Raw genomic sequence first — 25,873 nt, forward strand, 5'->3', positions numbered from 1 at the left:
ATCGAGTGCTAGAACTCAATCGCATATTTCGATAGTAGGTAAAGGCAGGGAGAGAAAAAAGGGAAAGCTATCAATTCAATGTTTGATATCCTTCAAACATTCATACCAGACTCAAGTAAAATCATTCAAAGAATGAGTACAAAGTGACTGAGCTGTTAGTCACTCCTAATAAAAATAATGGATAAATAACTCATAAAAGTGATGCTGATCTCACGTACTTAGTGCTTTTGCGTATAATTAAGCTGATGTTAATAACCATTGGCTGTGAAGGAGTTGTAAATTGGCGTCGAAAAGAGCGGTAGTGCGTCAAAGTTTGCCCGATGTCATAGTGGCGGATCTGCGTCAGCGTATTTTGTCAGGGGAGCTGTCCGAAGGGGAACTGATTCGCCAAGAGCTGTTGGCAGAAGAGTACGATGTGTCCCGTATGCCCATTCGGGAAGCGCTAAAACGTCTTGATGCCGAAGGGCTGGTGGTATTTACCAATCACCGTGGAGCCACCGTGACTCAGCATTCTCTGGATGAAATTGCAGAAATTTTTGATGTCCGAATGATGCTGGAAGTGGATCTTTTTAGCCGTGCCATTCCTTTAATGAGAGAGGAAAACGTTGCTGAATGTGAGCGTATCCTGAAAGAAATGGAAGCGTCTTATGCATCGGGTGATATCGCCGCTTGGGGGCCATTAAACGCTGCCTTTCATGGCGCTCTGTACGTGGCCGCAGAGAGAAAACTGACCAATCAGCTATTGGAACGCGCCAGCTTACAATCCAACCGTTATGTGAGCATGCACATCGATCAATTGAACCAATCCCAACATGCCCAGCAAGATCATAGTGATTTATTAATACTGGCTCGCCAAGGCAATGTCGAAGGCGCTATTGAAAAATTACGCTCCCATATTGCAAACACCAAACGTCAAGTACTAGAGCATATTGCTGCATCCCGTCGTTAACCCTTCCCTTATCAAGGGGAGGTGTTCTAAATAACTGGCCTGCTAAAACCGACTTGCTGAAAATGGTACCAGATCGATATCTGGCGTCTTGTTATTAATAAGAGCGGCCACGAGTTCTGCTGTCCCAGACGATTGGGTAAGCCCTAAATGTCCGTGTCCAAAGGCGTATATTACTCGCTTAGATCGGCTTGAATGGCTGATCACTGGCAGGCTGTCTGGCATGGAGGGGCGAAATCCCATCCACTGTTTGCCGCCTGTGGTTTTTAAACCCGGTAAGAAAGAGGCGGCTTTGTCGAGCAAGGTATCCGCACGTTTATAATTGGGTTTTAGATTTAACCCACCCAGCTCCACGGCGCCGCCAATGCGAACGCCCTCACCTATTTTTGTCACCACAAAACCATGATTGCTAAAAGTAATATGAGTTTTTAACTCGAAGGCACCTGCTGGTAAAGTGGTGTTGTACCCTCGTTCTGTATCCAGGGGAAAACTGTCGCCAATAGATTTCGCTAATTTTTTAGACCAAGCCCCTGCAGCGAGTACCAACTGACTTGCTTGATAATCGGCTGCTCCGCTTTTTAACGTCACGCAATTGTCGTTCACTGTAATCGCATAAACCGTTGCAATGGCGATTTTGCCGCCACGTTTTTGGAACTCATCGGCGAGATACTGAGTCCATAAGGCAGGGTCACACACATTCTTCCATTCTGGTGTAAAGCCTGCGTGGGTAAATCTTGGATGGATGCCCGGTTGAATCTCAGCGATGGCCTCGGGGCGGGTTAGGAACTCAAAGACCACGCCATGTTCTTTACGTGTCTGCCAGCCGGATAAACTCGCGTTGAACTTGGCTTCCCCTTCATAAAGTTGCAACTGGCCTTCACGTCGAATCATGGCTTCGCCATTCACCGCTGTAATTTGTCGCTCAAGAGCGGCCTTGGAGAGGGCCATTAAATTCGCTTGGGCGAAGAGCGAGGTCTGATAACGGTCTGACCAGCTTGCTCGCCAGAATTTCAACATCCAGGGGAGAATCTTCAAGACATAAGCAGGGCGTAACGACAATGGGCCGAGGGGATCCATCAACCACAGGGGCGCTTTTTTCATAATGCCAGGGGTAGCGAGAGGCATCACATCTGCGAAAGCAAAGGCTCCTGCGTTACCGGCAGAGGTTTCGGCAGCAATGCCTTTGCTGTCTAAGATTAAGACCTGACGACCTTGAGACTGCAGCTGAAGGGCAATACTGATGCCGATAATCCCCGCACCAATCACAATGATATCGTGATCTGTTGAAGACATGGGTTGTCTCTCTTTTAGATGCCGTGTCGTAGTGGATCCGTCGGATTGATGATCAGTTTTGCTTCCTTGGTCACAAAGGCTTGTCCGGTGATACGTGGAATAATCGCTGCAGGCATCGCTTCGTCGTTGGCGGGCTGATAGCTTAAACGATAGTGGCTGCCAATCGTGCTTTCCTGAATGATTTCTTCATTAGGGGCGAGACGATCATCGTCGGCAAGACAAGCTAAACGTGCTGAGCTTCCGGTGCCACAAGGTGAGCGGTCATAGGCATTGTCTGGGCAAAGTACAAAGTTTCGACTGTGGCCGTGCTCCGTCAATGGTGGACCGTAAAGAATAATATGATCAATGATGCCACCATCGGTACCTGTTAAGGATGACGCTTGAATGGCCTCACGAATTTTAATGGCGACGTCGGTCAAATCGCGAATATTATCCGGTGTCACGGGAATGGGACTTTGATCGACAATAAAGAACCAATTCCCCCCGTAGGACACATCGCCAGAGACGGTGCCAACTCCATCTATCTCAAGACGAATATCTTTATAGAGACGGTGGCTTGCCACGTTTTGTACTGTGATGGTGTTAGCATCAGACAGAGTCACCTCGACGACGCCCACAGGCGTTTCTATTTTGTGCGTCCCCACGCCTATTTTTCCCATATGAGCCAGCGTTGCAGCGACGCCAATGGTGCCATGACCGCACATGCCAATAACGGCCGCCGCGTCAAAGTAAATCACCCCTGCTACGCATTCTGGGTCCACTGGCTCGACCAGTATTACGCCAACCATGGCTTCTTGCCCATAAGGTTCGGACACTACCCCACGATAAAATGCTTGATGTTCTGTCGCCAATATTTTCGCTCGCTCGGCTAAAGAGCCAGACCCTAAATCGGGTCCGCCAGAAATGATAACGCGGGTTGGCTCACCTTCCGTATGACTGTCGATTACTTGCATGTCTCTATTACTCCCCTTGTTTAACCCAATCCGCAAACCAGTCTTTAAAGAGCGCATATTGCTCTTCACAATAATGACGTTGCGCGGCATTAAGTTCATCCGTTTCGTTGAAATGTAATCGATACTCTTCTTCGCCGTTCAACACAAGTAAATATTTAAAGAACAACACCAGTTCTGGGCCTTCATCGAAACTCGCTAGGACAGAAAAGGCTTCTTCTAATTCTTGGGCGCGAACACGGGCTTCGGCGTTGCCTTGGGCGGCAAGTTTGCATAAGTTGGCGAGTAATAAGACTTCTTTTGGTAACGCCGTACCAATGCCCGTAATGGCACCGACCGCACCACATTTGACGAAACCATGGTAAACCGCCGTATCGACGCCCACCATCAGCAATACTTCATCGTCTTGCGAGGTGATATTTTCTGCGGCGTAACGCAGGGCCTCTTTACTACCAAACTCTTTAAAGCCGACCAGGTTTTTATGCTCGTCTCGCAGGGCAAAAAACAAATCGGCACGGGTTTCGAAACCATAGACAGGACTGTTATAGATAATCGCGGGAATGGACGGCGCCGCGGATAAAATCGCTTTAAAGTGGTTACGTTGCGCGGCCATCACCGAACCGCGAGACAACACACGAGGAATCACCATCAACCCTGCCGCGCCGACTTTTTCCGCATGGGCGGCAAGCGCCACTGCCGATTTGGTATTAATGGCGCCCGTTCCCACGACCACAGGCACCCCCGCATTCACCAAGCGCTCCACGCCTTCCATACGCTCAGCATCGGTTAGTAAAGGCCAATCGCCCATGGAACCGCAATAGACCACAGCTGACATCCCCGCCGCGATCATCTCCTTGCCCTTCTTCACCAAGGCATCGTAATCCGGCGTACGGTCTGCTTTACAAGGTGTCATTAGGGCTGGCATCACACCATTAAACACGGCTTTATTCATCGCTGTTACCTGCCTGATTTCGAATGCATTAGTAATGTTATTGTATAAATGGATATTGGATACAAAATAGGCCTGGAATGAAAAATAGTCAACGGCGGTAAAGTCAGAACGGATAAAAAAATTGTAGTAACATAGTGATTGCTTAGATCAGGAGAGGTTGATTGTCTTATTTAAATCAGTTTGTGCAGCAGTGGAAAGCCCATTTAAAAAGCGAGCTTGCTGACTGTGGGTTACGCTTTATTACAACGGAAGATGGGGATGAGGTGGATGTTAAAACCAATTCCTTGGCGTATTTTCGTTGTCTACGGACGATTTCTAACACCAATGATCATTTGGACGAGTCAAGAGACGATCTGGCTTGGGTCATGTTGGAAAAACAATTAAAAGCTAAGGCCGAGATGGCTGAACGCGGTACGTCCAGCCTTGTGGCTACGCTGCATATCGAAGCAAGCCAAATCGAGATTCGTCTTAATTTTAGCTATGACGAAGAACAGCATATTGTCTTTAGTAGTTAGGTTTATTTGCCCTATTTTTATAGATAAAAGGTAATATAATCAGCTTATACAGAAAAATCGAGATAATATAGGAGAGTATGATCGTGTTGTCTAACCCCATATTATTGAAAAAGATAGATAGCAGGTAAGAGATACCGACAAACAGCCCTATCTCGACAATAAAATCTACCATAAATAGCATGAACTTAGTGAATGACTTGCATGAGACCGTTGGCATGATTACGGTTTGGCATAGCTCAAAAGCTAAAAGTACAGAAATTATGGTAACTGTCGTTGATCTTAGACTACTTAAGCTACGGAAAAGAAAAATCAGAGACTTTGATATGGCAATGATTAAAATCAGCTGAATCGTTAAACCTTTAAGCCACTTTCCCCATTCGGAAGACGGTTTAGATAACAACATATGCTTTCTCCTTGTCGCTATAAGATGGGTTATCCTTCGTTCTTTTTATATCACCTTTTTAATCCATGTTTTGTATCCTTGCACAAACACAAACACAAACATAAACATATGTTTATTTCTTTAAGGCTCTTATATTTTGCAAATTGGTAATGGTTCTAGCAGTCATCTTTTCCGTCAGACCAACGCTTTTATGCAAGCATAAAATTATTTGTCCTTCATCGCTCTCATTTTTATTGCATAGGGTAGTATGACGACCCTGTATAGAAGCACCGAAGCAAAAACCGAAATCATCAAAAGAGTATTTGAGCTAAGCGTGCTGACAAATAGGCTTAAGAGATAAAAGATAGCGACCACTAAGACTATCTCAATGGCTAAATCGACAAGCAGTCTCGTTAATTTTTTAGCGAACGAGTTAGATGGGGACATACCCACTCCTTTTTATATGACAAAGTGCTTTCATTCGATGTTAGATTCTATACATCTCCACGGTTAATTCTATAGCCTTTTAATGGGAGTTCGTTACGATGACAGTGGTTAAGCCAAACGCTTTTTCTTATTGGGCAAATCGGTAATGGTTCCAGCACCTACCTCTGCTGCGAGGCCAACGCTTTCATGCAAGCTTGGGTGAGCATGAATAGTAAGGGTGATGTCTTCTAAGGTGGCGCCAAATTCGATAGCGAGGGTGAGTTCCCCAAGTAGTTCTCCTGCGTGGGAGCCGACAATGCCCGCACCCAGTACCCGTTGGCTTTCTGCATCGTAAATCAGCTTGGTTTTACCCTGGGTCACGCCAGACGCGATGGCACGACCACTGGCACTCCAAGGAAACACGGCGCTTTTTACTTTGATGCTATCTCGTTTGGCTTGGTTTTCGGTTAGACCCACCCAAGCGACTTCTGGAAAAGTGTAGGCAATGGATGGAATCGCCATCGGCTGAAAATCGACCTTATGGCCTGCGATCACTTCTGCTGCAGTGTGTCCTTGATGGGAGGCTTTGTGGGCCAACATGGGGCCGTGTGTCACATCCCCGATGGCATAAATATTGGGTACAGATGTTTGGCATTGTTCATTAGTCATAATAAAACCTCGCGGATCAATGTCGGCACCCATCTCAGGAATACCTGCGTTTCGGCCATTGGGGGTGCGACCAACAGCGACCAACACGGCATCCACATCAAGATGTCGTTCACCGTCTTTGTCTTGTAAAGTGATGGTCAAGGCCTCTGGGTGTGCATCGACTTTAGTGACTTGGGTTTGCGTTAAGAAGGTCATGCGATCTTTATTGGCGTTTTCAAATACACGTACCAAGTCTTTATCCGCGCCTGTCATGATCTGATCGCCTAATTCCGCTACGGTAATTTGGCTACCTAGGGCTTGATAAACGGTCGCCATTTCCAAGCCGATAATGCCGCCACCCATGACAAGCATGTGTTTGGGAATGCGTTTTAGTTGTAACGCACTGGTTGCATCGAGGATTCTCGGATCATCATAGGGAATAAATGGCAAGCGAATGGCACGGGAGCCAATGGCAATAATAGCCGACTCGAACTCAATCGTTTCTGTCTCTTGATCGACTTTGTTGAGGGTGAGGCTGTGGTGGGAAGTAAACTGCCCTTCCCCGTGAAAAACTGCCACATTGCGACCTTTGGCCATAATGGCGAGGTTGTTTGTTAGGGCATCAACAGTGGACTGTCTATGCTGACGAATGGCATCCAAATCAATAGTCGGTTTAACGAAGCTCACACCATGGCTGGGTTCGTCGGCCATACGTATCTTGCCTGCAATGTGTAATAAGGCTTTGGAAGGAATGCAGCCGACGTTTAAGCAAACACCGCCCAGGGTGTTATGTCGTTCGACCAATGCCACAGACAACCCCAGATCTGCCGCACGAAATGCGGCGGCGTAGCCGCCAGGGCCGCTTCCTAGTACTAATACATCGTATTTCATTGTCTTCTCCTTTTAGCTATATTTTATCTATCTATCAATAGGTAGATAAAATATAGCTTGTGATATCATCGTTCGTCAATAAAATACCTATCAATAGATAGATAAACATTGTGGAAGTAACATCATGAAGACGTCGTCCAACAAACAACCTGATAAAGACACCAAAACCCGCATCATGGACAGCGCCGAGCGTGCCATTGTACAAAGTGGCTATGGTGCATTTAGCTTTCGTGATATTGCCGAAGAGATTGGTATTAAAAGCGCCAGTGTGCATTATCACTACCCGACGAAAGGAGATTTGGCTGTTGCAGTCATGACGCGTTTTACCGACGAATTCCGTGCTCTGTTGCCGGATCCCAAAGTGGCATCCATTGATCCACGGGCCATGCTCGACGGTTTTATCGATGGTTTTAAAAAGAAGATTGTCGAACAGCATAATATGAGTCTGTGTACTATGTTGACGGCGGATAAACATCTGTTACCAGAATCCGTCGGTGTGGCGCTGGCCGAGTTTTATGAAGTGAAGCTCAGTTGGCTAACGCAAGTCTTTGTTCGTCTTAATAATCTTGACGAAGATCAAGCACGGTTGAAAGCCGGTCAGCTGTTGGCATCTTTGCATGGTGCGTCTGTGTTAGTGCAAGCGACAGGCGAGGTGGATTGGTACGAGAAAGCACTATCCTTGTGGAGATAAAGTGCTTTTTAAGATACACAACACTTGGCGCTGACGTGTTTTTGCTGCTAGTCCTCACTAAACACACAGACTTTATTACGGCCTGTTTGTTTGGCTTTATAAAGGGCTTTGTCTGCTTCGCTGAGCAGTTCACCTATGGTGTTACATTTATCTTGGCAAGAAGAGACGCCAAGGGAAACGGTATAGTGGATTCGTTCGCCCTTTTGGCTCTTTATCTCCATGTGTGACAATGTCGTTCGTAATTGCTCAGCAACTTGAATAGCTTGTTTATGGTGGCTGTTTGGTAGAAAAATGGCGAACTCTTCTCCACCAATTCGACCTAAGATTGCGTTCTTAGGAATGGCTGTTTGACTTGTTTTCGCGAGTATCTGCAGAACTTGGTCGCCTGAATCGTGTCCATAGATATCGTTGATTCTTTTAAAATGGTCGACATCCATCATTAGCAAAGCGTAGCTTTCTTTTGCTTGTTTCGCTTGTTGTAATGCGCGGGTGCTTAACTCGAAAAAAGAACGTCGGTTGGCGAGGTCGGTTAAATAATCATTGTAAGCACGGCGTTCCAATTCCTCATGAGTGTTATGATTCTCAATGGCGATGCTGGCTAGGTTACTGGCAAAATTAATCAGTTCTAAATCATGTTTGTTAGGCGTGAGGTTGATATTGTTGTAGATCGCAAATGTACCTAATAGCTCCCCATTGGCCGAATGGATTGGGTCGGACCAGCAAGAGTGTAAGCCGGCTTTTTGTGCCAGTTCGGTAAAGTTTTCCCAGTAAGGGTGGGTTGCGATATCAGCCACGATCACTCTTTCATTTAGGTAGGCGGCTGTACCACAAGAGCCAATATTAGGGCCAATTTTGATACCGTTAATGGCCATGTTGTAATCGTCTGTCAGATTGGACGCAGCCCCTAAATTTAAGGTTTGATTGGCTGCATCAAATAGCAAGATACTGCATAACGCCCCCGGCATTTCTTTTTCAATTTGTTTGATAATAACAAAGAGTGTTTTGTTAAGGGCGGAGCTTTTAGCGACCATTTCGAGCATGTCACTACGGGCTTGAAGGCGCTGTTCTTTGATGTAATGCTCTGATAGGTCGTAGAAATACCAAAAGCGTTCATCTCCAAAATCAGTAAAAGAAAAACTGACGTAGCGTACTGTGCCATCTTTACAGGTTACTTTATTTTCTACATCATCAATCGATTGCTCCGGTTGACGAATAGGCAGCTTAGAGGGATTGGCCTTTTGAGACCAAACGTCCAGGTTGGGAAGGTCATGGAGGGTGTAGCCAAATAGTGTCGTAAAGGATCGGTTCAGAAAATTAATGCGGCCAGACAAGATATTATAGCGGCCTATGGCGATAGGAGCATGCTCTAAAAGGTCTTCCATCTGAGTAAGATGAAGCTGTTGAAGCCGCTGATTGATTAATTTCATTTAACGTTCTCTAAAGGACAGATCTGGGGCGCTTACTGTTTCAAGTCAGATATTTTATTAACTTGTATAAGTTTATTTTCTGATAAATTTTATTGCTGATAAAGTGAACAAATTTAAGGATAGTCTATTTCTTGTCTGAGTTTTGTAACCGGAAGGAAATCTGCTTTTAAAAAAATTAAAAAAAGCCGCCTATTTGGCCATAGACGGCTTGTTGTTGGTTCATTTGACTAGGTCAAACGCTATACGACATCAAAGCGAACACTGTGCCTGTGCCGTTGGATTGTTTGGGGGCGCGCCGTAAGAGTCTGTTCGGTGACTTGCGTCCCTTGCTCTCGTGGCGCCATTTTTTTTTACTACTGCTTGGTTTTTATCTTTATGTGGTTGTGCTTTCATGATCAATCTCCTTTTGCGGCTATTTCATCGGCTACCTTTGCCATACAGTACTCTGCCACGGCGGCGATGGTCCATGCGGGTGTACAGGCCCCGGTCGAGCCTGGAATTAATGAGCCATCAGCCACGTATAGCCCTGGTATCTCTTTTCCATCCGCGCCTCTTACTCTGCCAAAACCATCACAGGCTTTACCAAGAACACAGCTCCCGAGTGGATGTGCGGTCATTCCATAAGCCACATCAAAATTGTTTTCATCCTCATGTCTATCGTGAGTATGGGATAATTGCGTTGTGGATTCTTTTATTGGCATAGGGCCTGAGTAATGTATTTTTTTGTCGATGGGGTCAAAACTGTTTGCTTCATTCCACTTATTTAAGGTGTAAGCTAATGTGTTAGCAGCATCTGCAACACCTTCAGCATATTTCTTTGAAATACCTTGATAACTATCGTCTTCTACAATTTTAGTAGGAGGATAAGATAACTCGTAACCTCCTTTTCCGTTATAAATAAATGACCCAGGAGCAGTGTTATAGCATACCCCCATATTATAGGTATTTTGTAGACTATCGGATTCTTCGTACCATGCGGGATAAAGTAAGAAGCGGATAAAAGGAGAAGCCTGATATTGTTTCATGAACTTTAAGCAGTTTTGCTCGATTTCAGTAGAGTCACTATCAACTCTAGTGATTTCATCACTCACCCCTTCAATATAAGAAAAATAGGCATCGACAGACCCAGGCCCACCATTAGAGGATCTGACCCGATTAGGTACACTCTGAGTCGCCATTACATCGCCATTTTGTCCCCAGTATTTACCCATATAATGACTTAGAGTAGGTAAGCTGGATGTTTTGGTATCATCTGGGTTGGGAGTGTTGGCCGACTCCAGTAATAATCGTGCCGTATGCATGGATCCTGCAGAGAAAATGATGTTTTTTGTATCAATAATTTGCTGCGTTGATTTATCGAGTTCATCTGCATTAATTTGAGTCACATAAATACGGTAAATAGGATCCTTCTCAGTAGAATTTGGAGCCATGGCGATATGAGTCACCTCACTGAGGCATTGAATATCAAGAAGACCTGTTTCTTTCGCCTTTTTCAAATAGTTTTGATCCAGTGTTTTTTTAACGCCATAAAGTTGATTATGATCGTCATTATTTTGGCTGTAGCTGTTCATCCCATACCACATCTCACCAATTGTGGCAGAAGGAAGCATTGTGGCTTCCGCTTCTTTTACCACCACACCCCAATTGAATGCCATTTCGATATTACCAATTTCAGCTTCTTTAATATTTGGCGGTGTTTCGGTTTCCAAAGGTTTTTTTGTTGCCGCTAGTTTTTGGGCTTGCTCTTTGAAAGACCTAGTAGAAAGATAGCTTGGCGTATCTATTAATGGGATTGTGTGATTATCCTTTCCATTGTTTATTTGGATCTTAGCTACCTCAATTGTTTCTAAAGACATCATGTCTTTTACTGTATCGTAATGGGGGGCTAAAGCCTGATAATCTAACAACTTTTTCGAGAGGTCATCAGGAAACTCAGGGTCGCGAAAAGCCAGATTAAAAGCGACTCGTGACGGTTTTTGGAAAAAGGTATTGTACACATGAGAGGTCCCACCTAAGGCGGCACCGACTAGGACTGTCATATTTTCATTCGGGATCGCTTCAACTAAACCAGGGTATTTTTGAATTGGCTTTGCTGCGTAAGTACCACTGTTAAAATTCAGTACACTATCAGTCATTCCTGTCTGTTTTTGACCTGGGGTGAAGGTGACAGCTGTCCCTAGAGGTTCTGCTTCAACCATCCAGCCAGCGCGAGCATCGGGTTGACGATAAGTACAAAAAGGTGGCTCTTTTACTGGATTATCCGTTAGGTTACCCCACCAATCTTTGCCTCGTTCCAATAATAATACAGGTTTTTTATCGTCCGGACTCTTCTCTTTTTTAGAGTAAGCCTCACTAATGCGTAGTGCTGACACACTGCCGCCAAAGCCTGAGCCGATAATCACTGTGTCATAGGTCTTGTTTGGGTTAGTCATGTTACTTTATCTCCATATTAAGTTTGTGGTTGAGTTGTCCGTGCTCTACATCATGATGGTTTGGTGAGCAGCATTGATTTTGCCTATTTCTTCTTTTAGCTCCGGTAGTATCGCTTTATCTGAAAGAACGATCTGACTCATCAAGTTGCCAAGGTGAGTACAGTCTTCGGCGGTGTAACCCAGGCGAGTGATTTCAGCGGTACCGATGCGCATAAAGCCATCCACATGGATGCCGTGTTTGGCGAGCTTATCTCGATGCGCTACGCCCTGCTCTCTCTCCAGTTTGGGGAGCACTTGATGGCAATACGTGAGGTGTTTGAAATTTGTGCTGCTCTGCCCACGCATTTCAAAGCCATTATCGATCAGGGCATCAGAAAACGCGCGCGAGTTGTCAACGATTTGTGCCGCGTATTTCTCCCAAGGCACTTCATCTATCACGATGCCCATACTGGCAATGCGTGCCAGATGAGGGTTACAGATCATGGTGGGGCCATTTAATGGGGTAAAGTTCGAGACCACATCGATGCGATCATTTAGCTCATCACTATTGGTAAGAATGATGCCGCCTTGAGGACCTGGAAAGGTTTTATGCGTCGAGCCAAAGATAAGGTCTGCGCCCTCACCTAATGGGTCCTGATACTGTCCGCCAGCGGTTAGCCCCAAGCTATGGGAGCTGTCGTACGCTAAGATGCCTCCGTAGGAATGAACCACTTCGGCGACTTCTTTGACGGGCATGGGGCGTGTGTAAATTGAGGCACCTAGAATGACCAGTTTGGGCTGTTCTTTACTGAGCAATTCCAACGTTGCAGGCACATCGAGTTGCCAGTTTTCATCTGAAAAAGGCAAGGGTAAAGACACACGATGGAAGACTTCATAGTTAAACGGATAGCCGCCACCAGGGAAAAAAGGTGGCACACGGCCAACTTTATCGCCAGGATTGGTGAGTGCGAAGACCACCGCCATCAAACTGTTACTGCCTGAAATGGGCGATAGGTTCACATGTTTGGCGTTGAATAGGCGTTGGGCTTTTGCCGTGGTTTGCGACATGATTTCTTGAGAAATCGAGGTGCCAGCATAAAAGGGGGCGGCATAGCGTGAAGCAAGATCGCTGGCCAGTACTTCGGATGCGGCGTCTGATAAACGGTTCTCGCTGACAATCATATTGATTGCTTGCTTTCGAATGTCGGTATGACCTTTTACGAGTTCAATAATGGATTGCATCTTTCTTTTCCTTCGCTAGGTATTAAGAAAATTATCCATTTCTCTTTTTTTATTGTTCTTATTGCAATGGGATAGTTTCTGATGGTTGAGAGTAAATATGTGATGCTAAACATCACTTAAGAAAGGCTAGTTGTGATTGTCAAAAATGGTATTACACGGTATTACACGAAAATAGAAACAGGGGGGGTATTGGATAGTTGGCTGCTCTTTCCCTAGGCAGCCTGTTGATTTTGTTCTGCAATGGCTAACGTTGCAGAGGTGATCACAAAATATTTGGGAGTAAATCGTTTGCTCTTCGATTGTATTTTTAACTGTAGCCGGTAGCGATACTTTCCTACTAGCTGTTTTCTATTGGATATATTGCCGGATAAGTTAGAGATAGATTGAGCTGTCTTGATTAGGTCATCAGGTTTTGAGCCGAATTCGTCCAAATTCACAACTTGAGCGTCTTCAAAAAGGATGCGGTGAATAGATACCGAATAGTCTCCATTTTGATATGAGGCTTGGTTCGAATCACTCATAGTAAGTGGATGAACTGACCAGTTAATCATTTGCCCTAATGCTGCAAATGAGCATAATGCCGTCGAACCCTCTCCTTTGCTATTTGGGTTGTTATCCATCATAAAAGCAGAGCCTTTTAACGAGTTATTTTTGAGAGCCTTTTTAATATTAATAAACACCATAATGTCCAGCTCTTGTGGGTTTGGTGCTTGATGTTCGTGGAAGATAGACATAACGTTTGTCCGAATGGTCGAAATTAACCAAACGTTACAATAGTTGGGGCTTTGTGGGTATTACACGGTATTACACGAAAAATCAGTTTGTTCTGTTAGTGTTTTGAAGGCCAGTTGAATTAGGGTAATATGGCCGATTATTTGAAGACAACTGCTTCGGTTATATATGAGTATTCAAGATAAATACGTTCACAACCCCACTTTTGAGTGGCGTTTTCTACTTCCACAATATTGGTTGACATGGATTGGTTTGCTGTTCGCCGTTTCATTGGCGTTTGTACCGTTTCGTATACGGGATAAGCTGGCGTCAAAAATGGCACACCTTCTTGTCACGCGTAGAAGCAGCTCAACCATAAAGCGAGCCAGAATCAATTTAGAGCAGTGCTTTCCTGAAAAATCTTTAGCAGAACGGGAAGATATTCTTAAACGTTGCTGTGAGACGGCGCTGCAATTTTACCTCGGCTATGCGGGCTTATTAGTACGCAGTAAGCGCCATAATCAATCTAAAGGGTCGATGATTGGGGCAGAACATTTGCTACCCTTGTTAGATCGTGGGGAAAAAATCATCGCGTTAGTACCGCACTGCTGGGCCATTGACTACGCAGCGGTGATGATTGCAGCGAAAGGTTATCAGGTTTCTACCATGATGAAGCCGCAGAAACAAAAGATTCTCGATTGGTTGATCCATAAACAGCGTATGCAGTATGGCGGTAAAATTTACCCTCGTGAGGTGGGTATTAAGCCGTTTTTGAAATCGGTGAAAGAAGGGTATTTGGGCTATTACTTACCGGATGAAGATTTAGGCCCCCAGCATTCTGTGTTTGTGCCTTTTTTCGGTGCTCAAAAAGCCACCATGAAAGGGCTTGGCAAGTTTGCCAAATTAACAAAAGCGGTGGTAGTTCCTATGTTACCAACCTATAATGCGGAAAATGGTCAGTATGAGTTGTTTATACTGCCTGCGTTGGAAAACTTTCCTACAGGGGATGAAGAGCAAGATGCTATTGCCATGAACCAAGCCATGGAAACCTTAATCGCCGAACATCCTGAACAATATATGTGGATTTTGAACCTGCTTCGTAGCCGTCCGGATGGCTCTAAATTGTATTAATCTCTTTGAGACCTTTGCTTGAAACGTTGAGCAAAGGTCTCCATGTGTTTCTTTTCACACTCTTCTCCCTCTTCGCTCTTTTTTCCTCTTCTTTCAATGGTAAACTCAATCCACAAGTTTAAGCTTATTTACTCGGCAGTCGATTGTTCGCTTGCCAGATAAGTGGCTTATTAGGTATTAGCAGTATATGGAGCCCCCAATGTCAGATACATCACAACCCCCAATCAGCCATGATGACATCGCCGCGGTAAAAGCCTATTTATTATCCCTTCAGGATCGTATCTGTGAAGAGTTAGAGGCGTTTGAGCCCGAGGCGCGCTTTCGTGAAGATACCTGGGATCGCCCCAAAGGGGGTGGTGGTCGCTCCCGTGCGATAGCCGGTGGCGTTGTCATCGAAAAAGGTGGCGTTAACTTCTCCCATGTCATGGGGGAAAACCTGCCGCCATCCGCCACCGCGGGTCGTCCGGAGCTCGCTGGTGGCAGTTTTGAAGCCATGGGCGTCTCTTTGGTCATCCATCCTAATAATCCTTTTGCTCCTACCTCCCACGCCAATGTACGTTTGTTTGTTGTAAAAAAAGACGGTATGGAACCAGTATGGTGGTTTGGCGGCGGATTTGATCTGACTCCTTATTATGGGTTTGACGAAGACTGTATCCATTGGCATCAAACCGCTCATGATGCGCTGGCTCCCTTTGGTGATGATTTATATCCACGGCTCAAAAAATGGTGTGATGAGTATTTCTATCTGAAGCATCGCCAAGAACCGCGTGGTATCGGTGGCCTTTTCTACGATGATTTTAATGAAGGCAGCTTTGAGCATTGCTTTGGCATGATGCGTGCGGTGGGTGATGCTTATTCGCAGGCTTATATGCCGATTTTAAAACGCCGCAAGGATCATGATTTCAACGAGCAACAGCGCGATTTCCAGCTGCACCGTCGTGGTCGTTATGTGGAATTCAACTTGGTATTTGACCGTGGTACACATTTTGGTTTGCAAAGCGGTGTGGGGCGAACTGAATCCATCTTGATGTCGCTGCCACCCGAAGTGCGTTGGACTTACTGTTATGAGGTCGAGCCGAATAGCGAAGAAGCGAAGTTAACGGATTATTATCTCACTTCAAGAGATTGGCTGACGCTATCCGAATCATCTTGTGAAAAGGAGTAAACTTATTTTGGATCAATACGCCGTTGTCGGGAATCCCATTGCTCACAGCAAATCACCCAGTATTCACGCGCATTTTGCTCAGCAAACAGGCCAACAAATGGTCTATTCGACGTTACTGGGTGACGAGGTTGATTTTGAAGCGCAGGTACGTGACTTTTTTTCCAAAGGGGGAAAAGGTCTTAATATTACGGTGCCCTTTAAAGAACGTGCTTTTGCCATGTGCGATATTCTTAGCAAACGCGCGAAGCAAGCAGGTGCAGTGAACACGTTATTAATGGGCAAAAATGGCGATTTGTTTGGCGATAATACTGATGGTGTGGGCATGGTGCGAGACATTACCCAAAATCACGGCCAATCGTTAAAAGACAAACGCATCTTGCTGATTGGTGCGGGTGGCGCGGTACGTGGCGTTTTAGAACCCTTGCTAAACGAGCAGCCAGAATCTGTCATCATCGCCAATCGTACCGTAGAAAAAGCCCAGGCTTTAGCGGAGCATTTCGATTGCTTGGCATCGTCTTTTGAGGCGCTTCAAGGCGACTTTGATGTCATTATCAACGGAACATCGGCGAGTTTATCGGGTCACTTACCGCCACTAAAAGACGAGCTGATTGGCAAGCAGACTTGGTGTTACGACATGATGTACGGCAAAGAGCGAACCATCTTTTTGCAATGGGCTTATGAGCGTGGCGTGACGGGAGCCGATGGCCTTGGCATGTTAGTCGGACAGGCCGCTGAGTCTTTCTACCTGTGGCGTCAGGTACGCCCAGAAACCGCCAGCTTGGTGGACCAAATGCGTCAGCAAATGAAAGCCGCTGACTAATCGGTGACATAAGTTGGTTAATCTGTGAAGTGATTCAGCGACATGAGTAAAAAGGAAAGCGGTATGAAAGCGCAATGGTTTAATTCGGTCGATCAAATAGGTGAAGCAAGGTGGCAAGCGGCCATTGGTGAGACCCGTTATCCTTTTGCGCAGTTTGCTTTTCATAAAGCCTTGGAGCAAAGTCACAGCATTGGCGACGGTACGGGGTGGTATCCTGAATACCTGCTAGTGATGAACGAGGATGACTCGCCTCTTGCCATCGCACCGACCTATTTAAAAACGCACTCCCAAGGAGAATTTGTCTTTGATTGGTCTTGGGCGGATGCCTACCAGCGTTACGGTATGCACTACTTTCCGAAACGTATTTGGGCGGTGCCGTTTTCGCCTGTGACGGGCGTTCGATTATTCTCCCATATGGATCCAAAGGGGGGTGATGTTGAGTTTGCCCATCTGTACCCTGCTCTTGCGGATGTTATGACCCAAGCGAACCAAGAACGCGGCTTTTCCAGTTGGCATCTGTTGTTTACCAAGCCAGAACACGCGGATTTATTTCGTCATAATGAAGACCTGCTGCAGCGTATCTCTTGCCAGTTCCATTGGTTCAATCGGGGCTATCAAGACATGGAAGATTACTTTTCGCACTTTGCCAGTCGCAAGCGTAAAGCAGCTCGTAAAGAGCGTGATAAAGTCGCTAAACAAGGGATCACACTGACGCGTACCTTGGGCAGCGAACTAACGCCAGCGGAAATCGACTTTTTCTACCTGTGCTATCAATCTACCTACGCCAAACGTGGACAGCAAGGTTATTTGACTCGCGAATTTTTCGCACAGTTAGCTGAAACCATGGGCGAGCAGATTCTCTTAGTGCAAGCCTATAAGAACGACGAGCCAATCGCCGCTTCTTGGTGTTTCTTCGATGATCATTCTTTATACGGCCGCTATTGGGGCTGTGTGGAAGAGGTGGATTGCCTGCATTTTGAGGCGTGCTACTATCAAGGCATCGAGTTTTGCTTAGAAAAAGGGTTACAGCATTTTGATCCAGGCACTCAAGGGGAACATAAAATTGCCCGTGGTTTCGAACCAGTATTCAGTTACAGCGTCCACTACATCGCCCACGAAGGCTTTCGCGAAGCCATTGGTAACTTTTGTGAAGAAGAAGCCCAAGCCGTGAGGCAATACCATCAAGATACCCATGAAATGCTGCCGTTTAAGCAAGCCACATAATTATCGGCTTACTCAATCCAGCCATTGTCCCTGCTGATCGGCACATCCCTGTGCCGATCAGCTTACGCCGTCATCCTGACAGCTGGCCTTTTGGCTTAGTATTTATCAAGCCCCATCTCTGCATAAATCTAAATCACCATTGCCTAAAGATGGGGACAGCAGTATTTACAGGTTCTTAAGTTAAAAGATATTATTAATCTCTTTCTCGAATACAAGTCCTTGAAGAGAATGGTTTTCCACTAATTCCTTAAATTCGTCATTGCAGTACATGCAGACTCTAGCGGTATATTTTGATTTAAAAACCAATTTGTCTTCTGTTGAGTTATCAAAAACTAAATATTTGATCCCTATTTCTTCCCCGTCGTAATACTCTTTCTCGCTCCTCTCCATATCCTCGGTTCCGAATACAAGAGGGTTGAACAGCATCATAGGAATACCTTCTACATCAAGGTCTAGAAACTCCCCGTAGTTTCTTAACGAATCTTGAACAACATCGTAGGCTTTCTGAGTTAGGACAAGAAAACTTCCGTAAGCGTTGATATCTTGATAAGTCTCTTTCGAATCTTTAAAGAATAAACACTGCAGTCCTGTCTTTGGCCATAGGTCACTGAGTTTATCGTTATTCACAGGTAGCATGGCTAGATGCGTCATTAGACTTAAACTCTTAGGAGCATAAGGCTTGAGCTTATCAGTAAGTTGGCGAACATCGAGATCAATTACATCAGCCGTACCGTTTTTGCGTTTTATTCTGTATATCATTCTGTACCGCTCCAATTAGCGTCTTTTGCTGACATTACTTCTACTGGCATAGCGTTGTTTTTAATTTTGTCCTTAACTTGTCTTAGTCTGGCTTCCACTGCTTTCCTGCTACTTGCGATAGCAAACCGTTCTCCGATCCACGTTTCATAATTGTAACGATGCAAATTTCTATGGGGAACGGATTTAGCAGTTGCCCAATCATCTGGCTTATTCTTTTTATAGTTAAGCAACCAAACCCCATTCATTGGATCATTAATGCCAATTCCCCACATGTATAAAGTTAATCTAGCTTGTTGATAGCGTCCTTTGCCTGGCACTATATGATGAGCTTCGTGATTAATTGTAGGCTTGAACTCGCCCTGAGATGTGAGAAGTCGTGCAAGCTTCTCTGTCGGGTGGTGTTCTTCGTATTCTAGCTGTTCTATGTTCGCTTTTTCAGTGTATGTTCGATAGCCTTCTAGTGACTCTCTTGCTATGGCAATGGAAAGTAACCGCTGTTTCTCTTTTTGGAGGTGATCAAAGTCTCTTTGCATTTTTGCTTGCTGTTCTTTATCACTGGAAGTTTCTTTTAGGCGTTGATCGTGGTGGGCTTTGGCTTTTAGTTCGTAATTATAGATAGCCATTTCTAGATGAGTCGGATCATTAGGGCGTTCAGGCTTAGGATAAGTGCGTAATAATGACATGATAAGTCCATTTATAAATGTGATCGATCAAGCTTTTAATCGTTCTTCCGTTGATGCACTCCACTCCTCCCACGGTAGTTTTGACAAAATGCTAAAAACTGTGTTCGATCAAATAGCTAAAGGCCCTTATTTACTGGGAGAAAAACTTTACGCTGTGGATATCCTTTGGGGTATCAGCTTGAAATGGTGTCGTATGTTTGGATTGATTACGACAAACCCAGTCGTTGACGCTTATATTGAACGCATCACCTCACGTCCAGCCTTCATTAGCGTTGAACAACAAGATCAAGCACTGAAACTCGGCCAAGAGTCGTTGGTAGATAAGCGATGAGTTGTAAACCATATACACCTCCCTCTTACCAGGGGTAGGTGTATAGGCTTTCTGTTCCCTCCCCTTATTTAAGGGGAGGGTTAGGGAGGGGTTATCAAACCTCTTGATGTGGGCCAAATAGTTCGTAATGAATACGATCTGCTTCCACGCCTAATGTCAGCAATTGCTGCTTCATAAACATCATAAAACCAACTGGACCACACAAGTAGAATTCGCCATTACTCAGAGGCAAGTTCGCTTTGATATCGTCTAACTGCATATAGCCTTCAAACTCACTGTCAGCCAACTCATGGGCACGTTCGTACCAAGTATATACAGACAAATCTAGAGCACCTTTTAAGCCGTTAACATGGTCTTTGAAAGAATGTAGTCCTTCATGGGCACAGGCGTGCAAGTAACTCACAGGCTGGCTATAGTTCTGTTTGGCAAGAGTGTCTAGCATTGCTTGCATTGGTGTTAAGCCCACGCCGCCTGAGATCAAGACCACAGGTGTGCCTTTGTCTTGGAAGTGGAAGTCCCCTGCTGGTGGCATGACGTCGATTTCATCGCCCACTTCAATATGGTTGTGTAAGTAGTTGGACATGACGCCCGCTGTATCGCCTGTACCTTCACGTTTGACACTGATGCGGTAGCTTTTGCCGTTGGCCATTGTCGATAAAGAGTATTGGCGAATTTCATCAAATTCTGCGCCCTTAGGATGTAGCTTCACGCCCAAGTATTGGCCTGGCTGAAAGTCGATCACCGCTTGGCCATCTACTGGCTCTAAGACAAAACTGGTGACCAATTCAGATTCTGGTGTTTTGGATGCCACACGGAAACGACGGAAGCCTTCCCAGCCACCCGTTTGTGCTGCGTGTTCTTTGTATAAATCCCCTTCCACCTTGATAAAAATTTCCGCAAGCTGAACGTAAGCTGCAGTCCATGCTTCTTCGACCTCTTTGGTGAAGGCATCGGGTGCCAGTTCACGCAGAGTTTCAATCAAATGATGACCGACAATATCGTACTGTTCAGGTTGAATATTGAAGCTGGTGTGTTTGTGGGCAATGCGCATTACCGCGCTGGTTAATGCTTCTAAATTGTCGATGTAAGTGGCATAAGCGGCAATCGCATTGAATAAGGCCGCAGGCTGACGGCCAGTCTTCTGATGGGTCATATTGAAGACGTTTTTCAGCTCAGGGTTGTGGGTAAACATACGGTTATAAAAATGCTCTGTGATGGCAGTACCCGCAGACGCAAGAAGTGGAATGGTCGCTTTTACTGTGTCGATGTGCTGTTGAGATAACATCAGATAGCCCTCGTTATTGGACAGTTACGGTTTGATTCACTCTTGTTATAGCGAAAGCTGTGCCAATAAATTAATTCCTTATTTTTCAAATCATTACTGTTTTTTGTTTTTTAAAAAGAGTCATAATGACCTGATCTATATCAAGTCCTAACACTTCAAATATGTCATTATGACCTATATTGAAATTCACCTAGATTTGTCTAGAAAATGAGAACGCTATGAAGCAAGTGTCGAATAATGCCTTATTGAGTTTTGCGTTGGATTTAGCCAGCGCGGTGACCCAAGCCAATCGATTTGAGCAATTAGTGTATGCGGTAAAAGCCACCATCAATTGTGATGCGGTGGTGCTCTTGGTTCATCAACACGGAGTGTTAACCCCGATTGCCCAGCGGGGCTTGTCGGATGATTTAATGGGTCGGCGTTTTATTATTGCAGAACACCCGCGACTTAATGAAATCTGTGCTGGGCATTATCCGGTTCGCTTTCCCGCAGACTCTGCCCTTCCTGATCCTTACGATGGCATGGTACTTGGGCATGATGAAAACCTTCCTGTGCATTCCTGCATGGGTGTGCCTTTGTATGTGGAAGGCAAATTGATCGGGGTTGTGACGTTGGACAGTATCGAGCCCTATGTGTTTGATTCCATCGACTCTCGTGCCTTAGAAATCATCGGCAGCATGGCGTCGATGACGCTTAATACTGCAATACTGATGGAGCAGTTAGAGAATAAATCTCAACGTGCTGAACATGTATTACAAGCCATGAACGAGCAGGTCAATGAAAAAGATGGGCACATGGAAATGATCGGGCAAAGCGATGGTATGAAAGCCTTGATCCAAGCAATCAAACTGGTTGCCCCTTCCGACTTCGCTATCTTAATTGAAGGTGAAACTGGGGTAGGCAAAGAGCTGGTGGCACGTACCCTTCATCAAGCCTCAAGTCGTGCATCGGCCCCCATGGTGTATGTGAATTGTGCGGCGATTCCGCAACATCTGATCGAAAGCGAATTATTCGGCCATGTGAAAGGAGCATTTACGGGGGCGGATCGAGATCGTGAAGGCAAATTTCTTTTGGCCGATGGCGGCACCTTGTTTCTGGATGAAATTGGCGAGCTACCTTTGGAGGTGCAAGGAACCCTACTTCGTGCGATTCAAAACCAAGAAATTCAAGCCGTGGGTAAAGATCAAACTCGCAAAATCGATGTACGTGTCATTGCGGCGACCAATCGTCATTTAGAAACGGAAGTCGCGGAGCATCGTTTTCGAGCCGATCTTTTCCATCGCCTAAGTGTTTTTCCAATTCAAGTGCCGCCTTTAAGAGAACTGCAAGGCGATGTGCCTTTATTAGCGGGCTTTTTTGCTGAACGCTTTCGTCGCAAGCTGGGCCTGCAGCAGCTTACCTTATCGGCATCAGCCATGAGATTGCTGGAGAGTTATCATTGGCCTGGTAACGTGCGTGAACTTGAGCATGTAATCTCCCGAGCTGCACTCTATGCTAAAGCAGCAGTGCCAACAGGGATTACCACCATTACACCCGCACACCTAACAGGGTTACAGATAGATAACACTTTTAAAAAACAGCAACAGAGTATTTTTGACACAGAGGAAAGCGTTTCAAACGCGTTTGAAGAACCCATAAATTTACGTGAAAAAACAGACGCTTATCAGCAAGGTTTGATACTTAGTGCTTTAAAAGAAGCCGATGGTAGTTGGGCGCAATCGGCGCGATTTTTGTCGATGGACAGAGCCAATTTGGTTCGTTTAGCGAAGCGTTTGGGCGTGTCTGTCAGTAAGGAAGTGAAGGCCTGAAACCTCTCCCTGTCTCCCCTTTTGTCTTTCAAGGGCTGGGTTAGGGAGAGGTTGTTAACTATGTTTCGCCGCGCTTACTTGTCGAATGCGTTCAGCAGGAAATTCGAGTTTGGGGAGCAAGTAAGCTTTTAAGTCATTTGGGTAGCCGAGTTCATCTAATGCGGCAGCCATACAATTGAGCCACATGGCTTTTTCTTTATCCGTGACGATTAAGTGTGCATGGGCTTGGGGTAAACTGATTGGCCCATATTTTTTCGAAAATAACTTTTCGCCGCCCATCCAACCAGATAGAAAAGACACCAATTTATCGATGGTTAGCTCAAGGTTGTTAGGGTGCATATCAAACAAGGGGCGAAATTCAGGGGTGTTTCCCATGATGCGATAGAAGGTTTCGACTAGGATTTGTAGCCCAGTTAAACCACCAACCGCTTGTAAGGTTCCATCGCCTTCACCATAAACGGGTATATTAGTCGTTGTCATTGTCGTCGGCATCTTTTCCATGAAATCACTATGAGACTTTTGCTCGACTACTGCGCTTGCTAATACTTTGTTAAAAACAGACTCAAAATGCTCATTTATAGGGATAAACTCCGCTTTCTCGTCTGTTTTTGCCGCGTCTTAGCGTTGCTCGTGACATCGTGCAAAGGTCTCACAGGGTATAAAAATGAGCAGTGATTTTAGCAAATTTTCCATTGATTTGAGAGATAATTGTGGAAAAAAGAATCGGTTATCCCTCTATGCTAAACTTGGTATGGTCAATATTTTTTCTTGTCACTGTGGATAAATACAGTATCAGATCAAAAAATGAACATTTCATAGTGTGTTTCACACCAAATTGCGCTTTTTACTGCAAAAAAGTGCGTTAATTATGTATAACTAGCACTATTTTCCACATAGGTGATTGAAAAATCGCGATGTGTATAGTATTGCCGTTACCCACAGAATCGCGATTATCCACAAGGATCCGTTCCCAGTGCTCAAAAAATCTTTTCAACAGCTGCGCCATTCCTATCAAGTTGATGCCCCTCTTCATCAAAAAATCTGGCGAATGGCTTGGCCGCCCATGGTGTCGAATATCACTACGCCACTTCTCGGTTTGGTGGATACGGCGGTAGTGGGTCATCTAGGGACCGCAACGCATCTTGGTGCTGTGGCGATTGGCGGTAGTATCTTTAGCTTCCTGTTTTGGGCATTTGGCTTTTTGCGCATGGGATCCACTGGATTGACGGCGCAAGCCATGGGCCAAGAGGATGATCGGCGCGTTCGAGAGCTATTATTGCAATCGGTGTTGATGGGAGTGTTTATCGGCTTAATGCTGATTCTATTTCGCGGGCCGATTATTGATTTGGCGATCGATCTAATGTCGCCCAGTGCCGATGTCGCACCATGGGCTCGATTGTATTGTGAGATACGAATTTTCAGTGCGCCTGCAGTATTAGCGGGCTATGCCTTAATTGGCTGGTTTTTCGGTGTGCAATATTCCAAAGGCCCACTTTGGATGTTATTGACGATTAACCTTGCGAACATGATATTCGATTACATCGCGGTCTATCATATGGGCATGGCCAGTGATGGAGTCGCTTGGGGAACTGTACTGGCTCAATATCTTGGCGTGACCATTGCGATTGGTCTGGCATTTTTCCGCTTAAAAGGCTTTTCTGGTCAAGTACCGCTGAAGGCACTTGCTAAATGGCGGGCGTATATTGCCTTGATTCAAGTAAACCGATACTTATTTGTACGGACGATTTTACTTTTGATAGTGATGCTCTTTTTCACCGCTCAAGGGGCGCGTCAGGGAGATGATATCTTGGCGGCGAATGCGGTGTTAATGACATTTTTAATGATCATATCGAATGCGTTAGATGGTTTTGCCTTTTCTGTTGAAGCATTATGTGGTGAGTCCTATGGTCGTAAAGATAAAACTAATTTCCAAAAGGTTATGCGTCTTTCTACCTATTGGGCCCTACTTGCAGCATTGATATTAGTCGCTATTTTTTGGATTTTTGGCAATCAAATTATTGCCTTATTAACAAGTGTTCAAAGTGTTCGAAACGATGCGGCTCTGTACCTACCTTGGCTGATTAGCTATCCTCTGTTGGGTATTTGGTCGTTTATGTTAGACGGTGTATTTATTGGTACAACCAGCGTGAAACAGATGCAAAACTCCATGATTCTCTGTGTATTAGGCGTCTTTTTTCCGGTTTGGTATCTGTCTCAAGGGCTCGGAAACCATGGTTTATGGTTAAGCCAAGCCGCTTTGTTTGTTGCTCGCGCCATCACCTTGTATTGGTGCTATCGACAAAATATAAAAAACAATGTTTGGTTTGCTGCAAGATAGTTAATGGGGCGGTTGGTGTTCATTTCGCCGTAATGAGCGCTGAATGCGCGTTTCTTCTTTTTGCCTGTTTAATAGATGATCTTCCACAAAGACCAAATGATCGTGTGCGGCCGCCCGGGCGGCGTTGCCATCACCTGCCATGATGGCCTCATAAAGGGTTTTGTGTTGTGCCATCACCGCTTGTCTCGCTTGAGGTTGTTTGAACAGGTTCTGCAAGTTCGCCGAGACACTTCTAGCAAGCACTGCGTATAGACTGCGTAATGTATGCAGCAAAACGATATTGTGGGCGGCTTCTGCAATGATCATATGAAAGTCGGCATCAAGCCTTGCTTCAAGGGCAAAGTCTTGTGCTTGGTTAGCCTCGACTAAGGCATGGAAGCATCGAGTCAATTTGGCTCTATCGGCCTCGGTACTTCGCGTGGCGGCATAATAAGATGATAAACCTTCCAAGGCATCGCGAAACTCCAATTGATCGTATAAAAACTCATCATGGGCACACAGCAGGTCTTGTAATGGATCCGCAAATGAGCTGCCAATGTTGTCTGCTACGTAAGTACCGCCACCATGTCGGCTGAATAAAATTCCCCGCGCGATTAGCTTTTGAATGGCTTCTCTGAGTGATGGGCGAGATACCTCAAAGCGGGCGGCTAATTCCCGTTCTGGTGGTAATTTTTGCCCTGGCGTAAAGCTGCCTTCAAGGATCATGCTTTCCAATTGTTGCATAATGATATCGGAGATTTTTGGTGGTTTTACACGGCTGAATGAGTCGGATGTCATCTTGTTATTCCTTTTTAGCTCAAGGATGGTATGGAACACACGGTTTCTATTTAACTTTTTATAGTGG

Annotated in this window: 24 protein-coding genes; 10 read left to right on the forward strand and 14 right to left on the reverse strand. The window is 45.3% G+C overall.

Annotated elements, in window-relative coordinates; translation table 11 throughout:
• Positions 1 to 280 precede the first annotated feature (280 nt).
• Positions 281 to 949: a GntR family transcriptional regulator gene (locus MSP8886_RS01235; RefSeq protein ID WP_067011892.1), complete on the forward strand. Its 669-nt coding sequence runs from the start codon at positions 281 to 283 to the stop codon at positions 947 to 949.
• 42 nt (positions 950 to 991) lie between these two features.
• On the opposite strand, the gene MSP8886_RS01240 is transcribed toward MSP8886_RS01235, so the two are convergent.
• Genes MSP8886_RS01240 through MSP8886_RS01250 form a run of 3 tightly spaced genes read right to left on the reverse strand, consistent with a single transcriptional unit; the run spans position 992 to position 4,141 of the window.
• Positions 992 to 2,239, reverse strand: coding sequence for an NAD(P)/FAD-dependent oxidoreductase (locus MSP8886_RS01240; protein WP_067011894.1), 1,248 nt, complete (start codon positions 2,237 to 2,239; stop codon positions 992 to 994).
• Positions 2,240 to 2,253: 14 nt separating this feature from the next.
• Positions 2,254 to 3,192 carry a 4-hydroxyproline epimerase gene (locus MSP8886_RS01245; protein ID WP_067011897.1) on the reverse strand — a complete coding sequence of 313 codons (939 nt, stop codon included), beginning with the start codon at positions 3,190 to 3,192 and terminating at the stop codon, positions 2,254 to 2,256.
• A gap of 7 nt (positions 3,193 to 3,199) precedes the next feature.
• A complete protein-coding gene (locus MSP8886_RS01250) occupies positions 3,200 to 4,141 on the reverse strand; it encodes a dihydrodipicolinate synthase family protein (RefSeq protein WP_067011898.1) in 942 nt (313 codons plus the stop codon).
• A gap of 161 nt (positions 4,142 to 4,302) precedes the next feature.
• On the opposite strand from MSP8886_RS01250, the gene MSP8886_RS01255 reads away from it, so the two are divergent.
• On the forward strand, positions 4,303 to 4,656 hold the full coding sequence (locus MSP8886_RS01255) for a hypothetical protein (RefSeq protein ID WP_067011900.1): 354 nt from the start codon (positions 4,303 to 4,305) through the stop codon (positions 4,654 to 4,656).
• A gap of 937 nt (positions 4,657 to 5,593) precedes the next feature.
• On the opposite strand, the gene lpdA is transcribed toward MSP8886_RS01255, so the two are convergent.
• Positions 5,594 to 7,003: a dihydrolipoyl dehydrogenase gene (gene lpdA, locus MSP8886_RS01270; protein ID WP_067011906.1), complete on the reverse strand. Its 1,410-nt coding sequence runs from the start codon at positions 7,001 to 7,003 to the stop codon at positions 5,594 to 5,596.
• 124 nt (positions 7,004 to 7,127) lie between these two features.
• Between lpdA and MSP8886_RS01275 the strand changes: the two genes are divergently transcribed.
• Entirely contained in the window at positions 7,128 to 7,694 is a 567-nt protein-coding gene (locus MSP8886_RS01275) for a TetR/AcrR family transcriptional regulator (RefSeq protein WP_067011909.1), read from the forward strand.
• A gap of 47 nt (positions 7,695 to 7,741) precedes the next feature.
• Here MSP8886_RS01275 and MSP8886_RS01280 read toward each other — a convergent pair whose 3' ends face one another.
• The 5 genes from MSP8886_RS01280 to MSP8886_RS01295 all read right to left on the reverse strand — a co-directional run bounded on the left by MSP8886_RS01280 (position 7,742) and on the right by MSP8886_RS01295 (position 13,508).
• On the reverse strand, positions 7,742 to 9,121 hold the full coding sequence (locus tag MSP8886_RS01280) for a diguanylate cyclase (protein WP_067011911.1): 1,380 nt from the start codon (positions 9,119 to 9,121) through the stop codon (positions 7,742 to 7,744).
• A gap of 249 nt (positions 9,122 to 9,370) precedes the next feature.
• The gene (locus MSP8886_RS22225) at positions 9,371 to 9,514 is read right to left on the reverse strand and encodes a hypothetical protein (RefSeq protein WP_175365237.1); all 144 of its coding nucleotides are present in this window, start codon (positions 9,512 to 9,514) and stop codon (positions 9,371 to 9,373) included.
• Positions 9,515 to 9,516: 2 nt separating this feature from the next.
• Positions 9,517 to 11,553: a GMC oxidoreductase gene (locus MSP8886_RS01285; RefSeq protein WP_067011914.1), complete on the reverse strand. Its 2,037-nt coding sequence runs from the start codon at positions 11,551 to 11,553 to the stop codon at positions 9,517 to 9,519.
• Positions 11,554 to 11,598: 45 nt separating this feature from the next.
• Positions 11,599 to 12,774, reverse strand: coding sequence for an aminotransferase class I/II-fold pyridoxal phosphate-dependent enzyme (locus tag MSP8886_RS01290; RefSeq protein ID WP_067011917.1), 1,176 nt, complete (start codon positions 12,772 to 12,774; stop codon positions 11,599 to 11,601).
• Between the two features lie 212 nt (positions 12,775 to 12,986).
• Positions 12,987 to 13,508 carry a DUF8788 domain-containing protein gene (locus MSP8886_RS01295; RefSeq protein ID WP_067011919.1) on the reverse strand — a complete coding sequence of 174 codons (522 nt, stop codon included), beginning with the start codon at positions 13,506 to 13,508 and terminating at the stop codon, positions 12,987 to 12,989.
• A 166-nt stretch (positions 13,509 to 13,674) separates the two neighbouring features.
• Here MSP8886_RS01295 and lpxM point away from each other — a divergent pair, with 166 nt between their 5' ends.
• From lpxM to MSP8886_RS01315, 4 genes are all read left to right on the forward strand, one after another.
• A complete protein-coding gene (gene lpxM / locus MSP8886_RS01300; RefSeq protein ID WP_067011921.1) occupies positions 13,675 to 14,616 on the forward strand; it encodes a lauroyl-Kdo(2)-lipid IV(A) myristoyltransferase in 942 nt (313 codons plus the stop codon).
• Between the two features lie 199 nt (positions 14,617 to 14,815).
• On the forward strand, positions 14,816 to 15,781 hold the full coding sequence (gene hemF, locus MSP8886_RS01305; RefSeq protein WP_067011923.1) for an oxygen-dependent coproporphyrinogen oxidase: 966 nt from the start codon (positions 14,816 to 14,818) through the stop codon (positions 15,779 to 15,781).
• 7 nt (positions 15,782 to 15,788) lie between these two features.
• Entirely contained in the window at positions 15,789 to 16,601 is an 813-nt protein-coding gene (aroE, locus tag MSP8886_RS01310) for a shikimate dehydrogenase (RefSeq protein ID WP_067011925.1), read from the forward strand.
• Between the two features lie 63 nt (positions 16,602 to 16,664).
• Positions 16,665 to 17,825: a GNAT family N-acetyltransferase gene (locus MSP8886_RS01315; protein ID WP_067011927.1), complete on the forward strand. Its 1,161-nt coding sequence runs from the start codon at positions 16,665 to 16,667 to the stop codon at positions 17,823 to 17,825.
• Positions 17,826 to 18,005: 180 nt separating this feature from the next.
• Here MSP8886_RS01315 and MSP8886_RS01320 read toward each other — a convergent pair whose 3' ends face one another.
• The gene (locus MSP8886_RS01320) at positions 18,006 to 18,584 is read right to left on the reverse strand and encodes a hypothetical protein (protein ID WP_067011929.1); all 579 of its coding nucleotides are present in this window, start codon (positions 18,582 to 18,584) and stop codon (positions 18,006 to 18,008) included.
• Positions 18,581 to 19,267 (reverse strand): AHH domain-containing protein, encoded by a 687-nt coding sequence (locus tag MSP8886_RS01325; protein WP_067011931.1) that lies wholly within the window; start codon positions 19,265 to 19,267, stop codon positions 18,581 to 18,583. Before MSP8886_RS01325 ends, MSP8886_RS01320 begins: the two co-directional genes overlap by 4 nt.
• On the opposite strand from MSP8886_RS01325, the gene MSP8886_RS01330 reads away from it, so the two are divergent.
• A complete protein-coding gene (locus tag MSP8886_RS01330; RefSeq protein ID WP_175365238.1) occupies positions 19,266 to 19,598 on the forward strand; it encodes a glutathione S-transferase family protein in 333 nt (110 codons plus the stop codon). The two genes, MSP8886_RS01325 and MSP8886_RS01330, sit on opposite strands and share 2 nt — an antisense overlap.
• 94 nt (positions 19,599 to 19,692) lie before the next feature.
• On the opposite strand, the gene hmpA is transcribed toward MSP8886_RS01330, so the two are convergent.
• Positions 19,693 to 20,883, reverse strand: coding sequence for an NO-inducible flavohemoprotein (hmpA, locus tag MSP8886_RS01335; protein WP_067011932.1), 1,191 nt, complete (start codon positions 20,881 to 20,883; stop codon positions 19,693 to 19,695).
• Positions 20,884 to 21,101: 218 nt separating this feature from the next.
• On the opposite strand from hmpA, the gene norR reads away from it, so the two are divergent.
• Complete coding sequence (gene norR, locus MSP8886_RS01340; RefSeq protein WP_067011935.1) at positions 21,102 to 22,691, forward strand: nitric oxide reductase transcriptional regulator NorR; 1,590 nt, start codon at positions 21,102 to 21,104, stop codon at positions 22,689 to 22,691.
• Positions 22,692 to 22,745: 54 nt separating this feature from the next.
• Here norR and MSP8886_RS01345 read toward each other — a convergent pair whose 3' ends face one another.
• Positions 22,746 to 23,171: a group II truncated hemoglobin gene (locus MSP8886_RS01345; RefSeq protein ID WP_067012939.1), complete on the reverse strand. Its 426-nt coding sequence runs from the start codon at positions 23,169 to 23,171 to the stop codon at positions 22,746 to 22,748.
• 568 nt (positions 23,172 to 23,739) lie between these two features.
• Here MSP8886_RS01345 and MSP8886_RS01350 point away from each other — a divergent pair.
• Entirely contained in the window at positions 23,740 to 25,029 is a 1,290-nt protein-coding gene (locus MSP8886_RS01350; RefSeq protein WP_067012941.1) for an MATE family efflux transporter, read from the forward strand.
• Here MSP8886_RS01350 and MSP8886_RS01355 read toward each other — a convergent pair whose 3' ends face one another.
• On the reverse strand, positions 25,030 to 25,806 hold the full coding sequence (locus MSP8886_RS01355) for an FCD domain-containing protein (protein WP_067011937.1): 777 nt from the start codon (positions 25,804 to 25,806) through the stop codon (positions 25,030 to 25,032). It lies immediately after the preceding gene.
• Between the last annotated feature and the right edge of the window lie 67 nt (positions 25,807 to 25,873).

Source organism: Marinomonas spartinae (assembly GCF_900089775.1).
GTDB lineage: Bacteria > Pseudomonadota > Gammaproteobacteria > Pseudomonadales > Marinomonadaceae > Marinomonas > Marinomonas spartinae.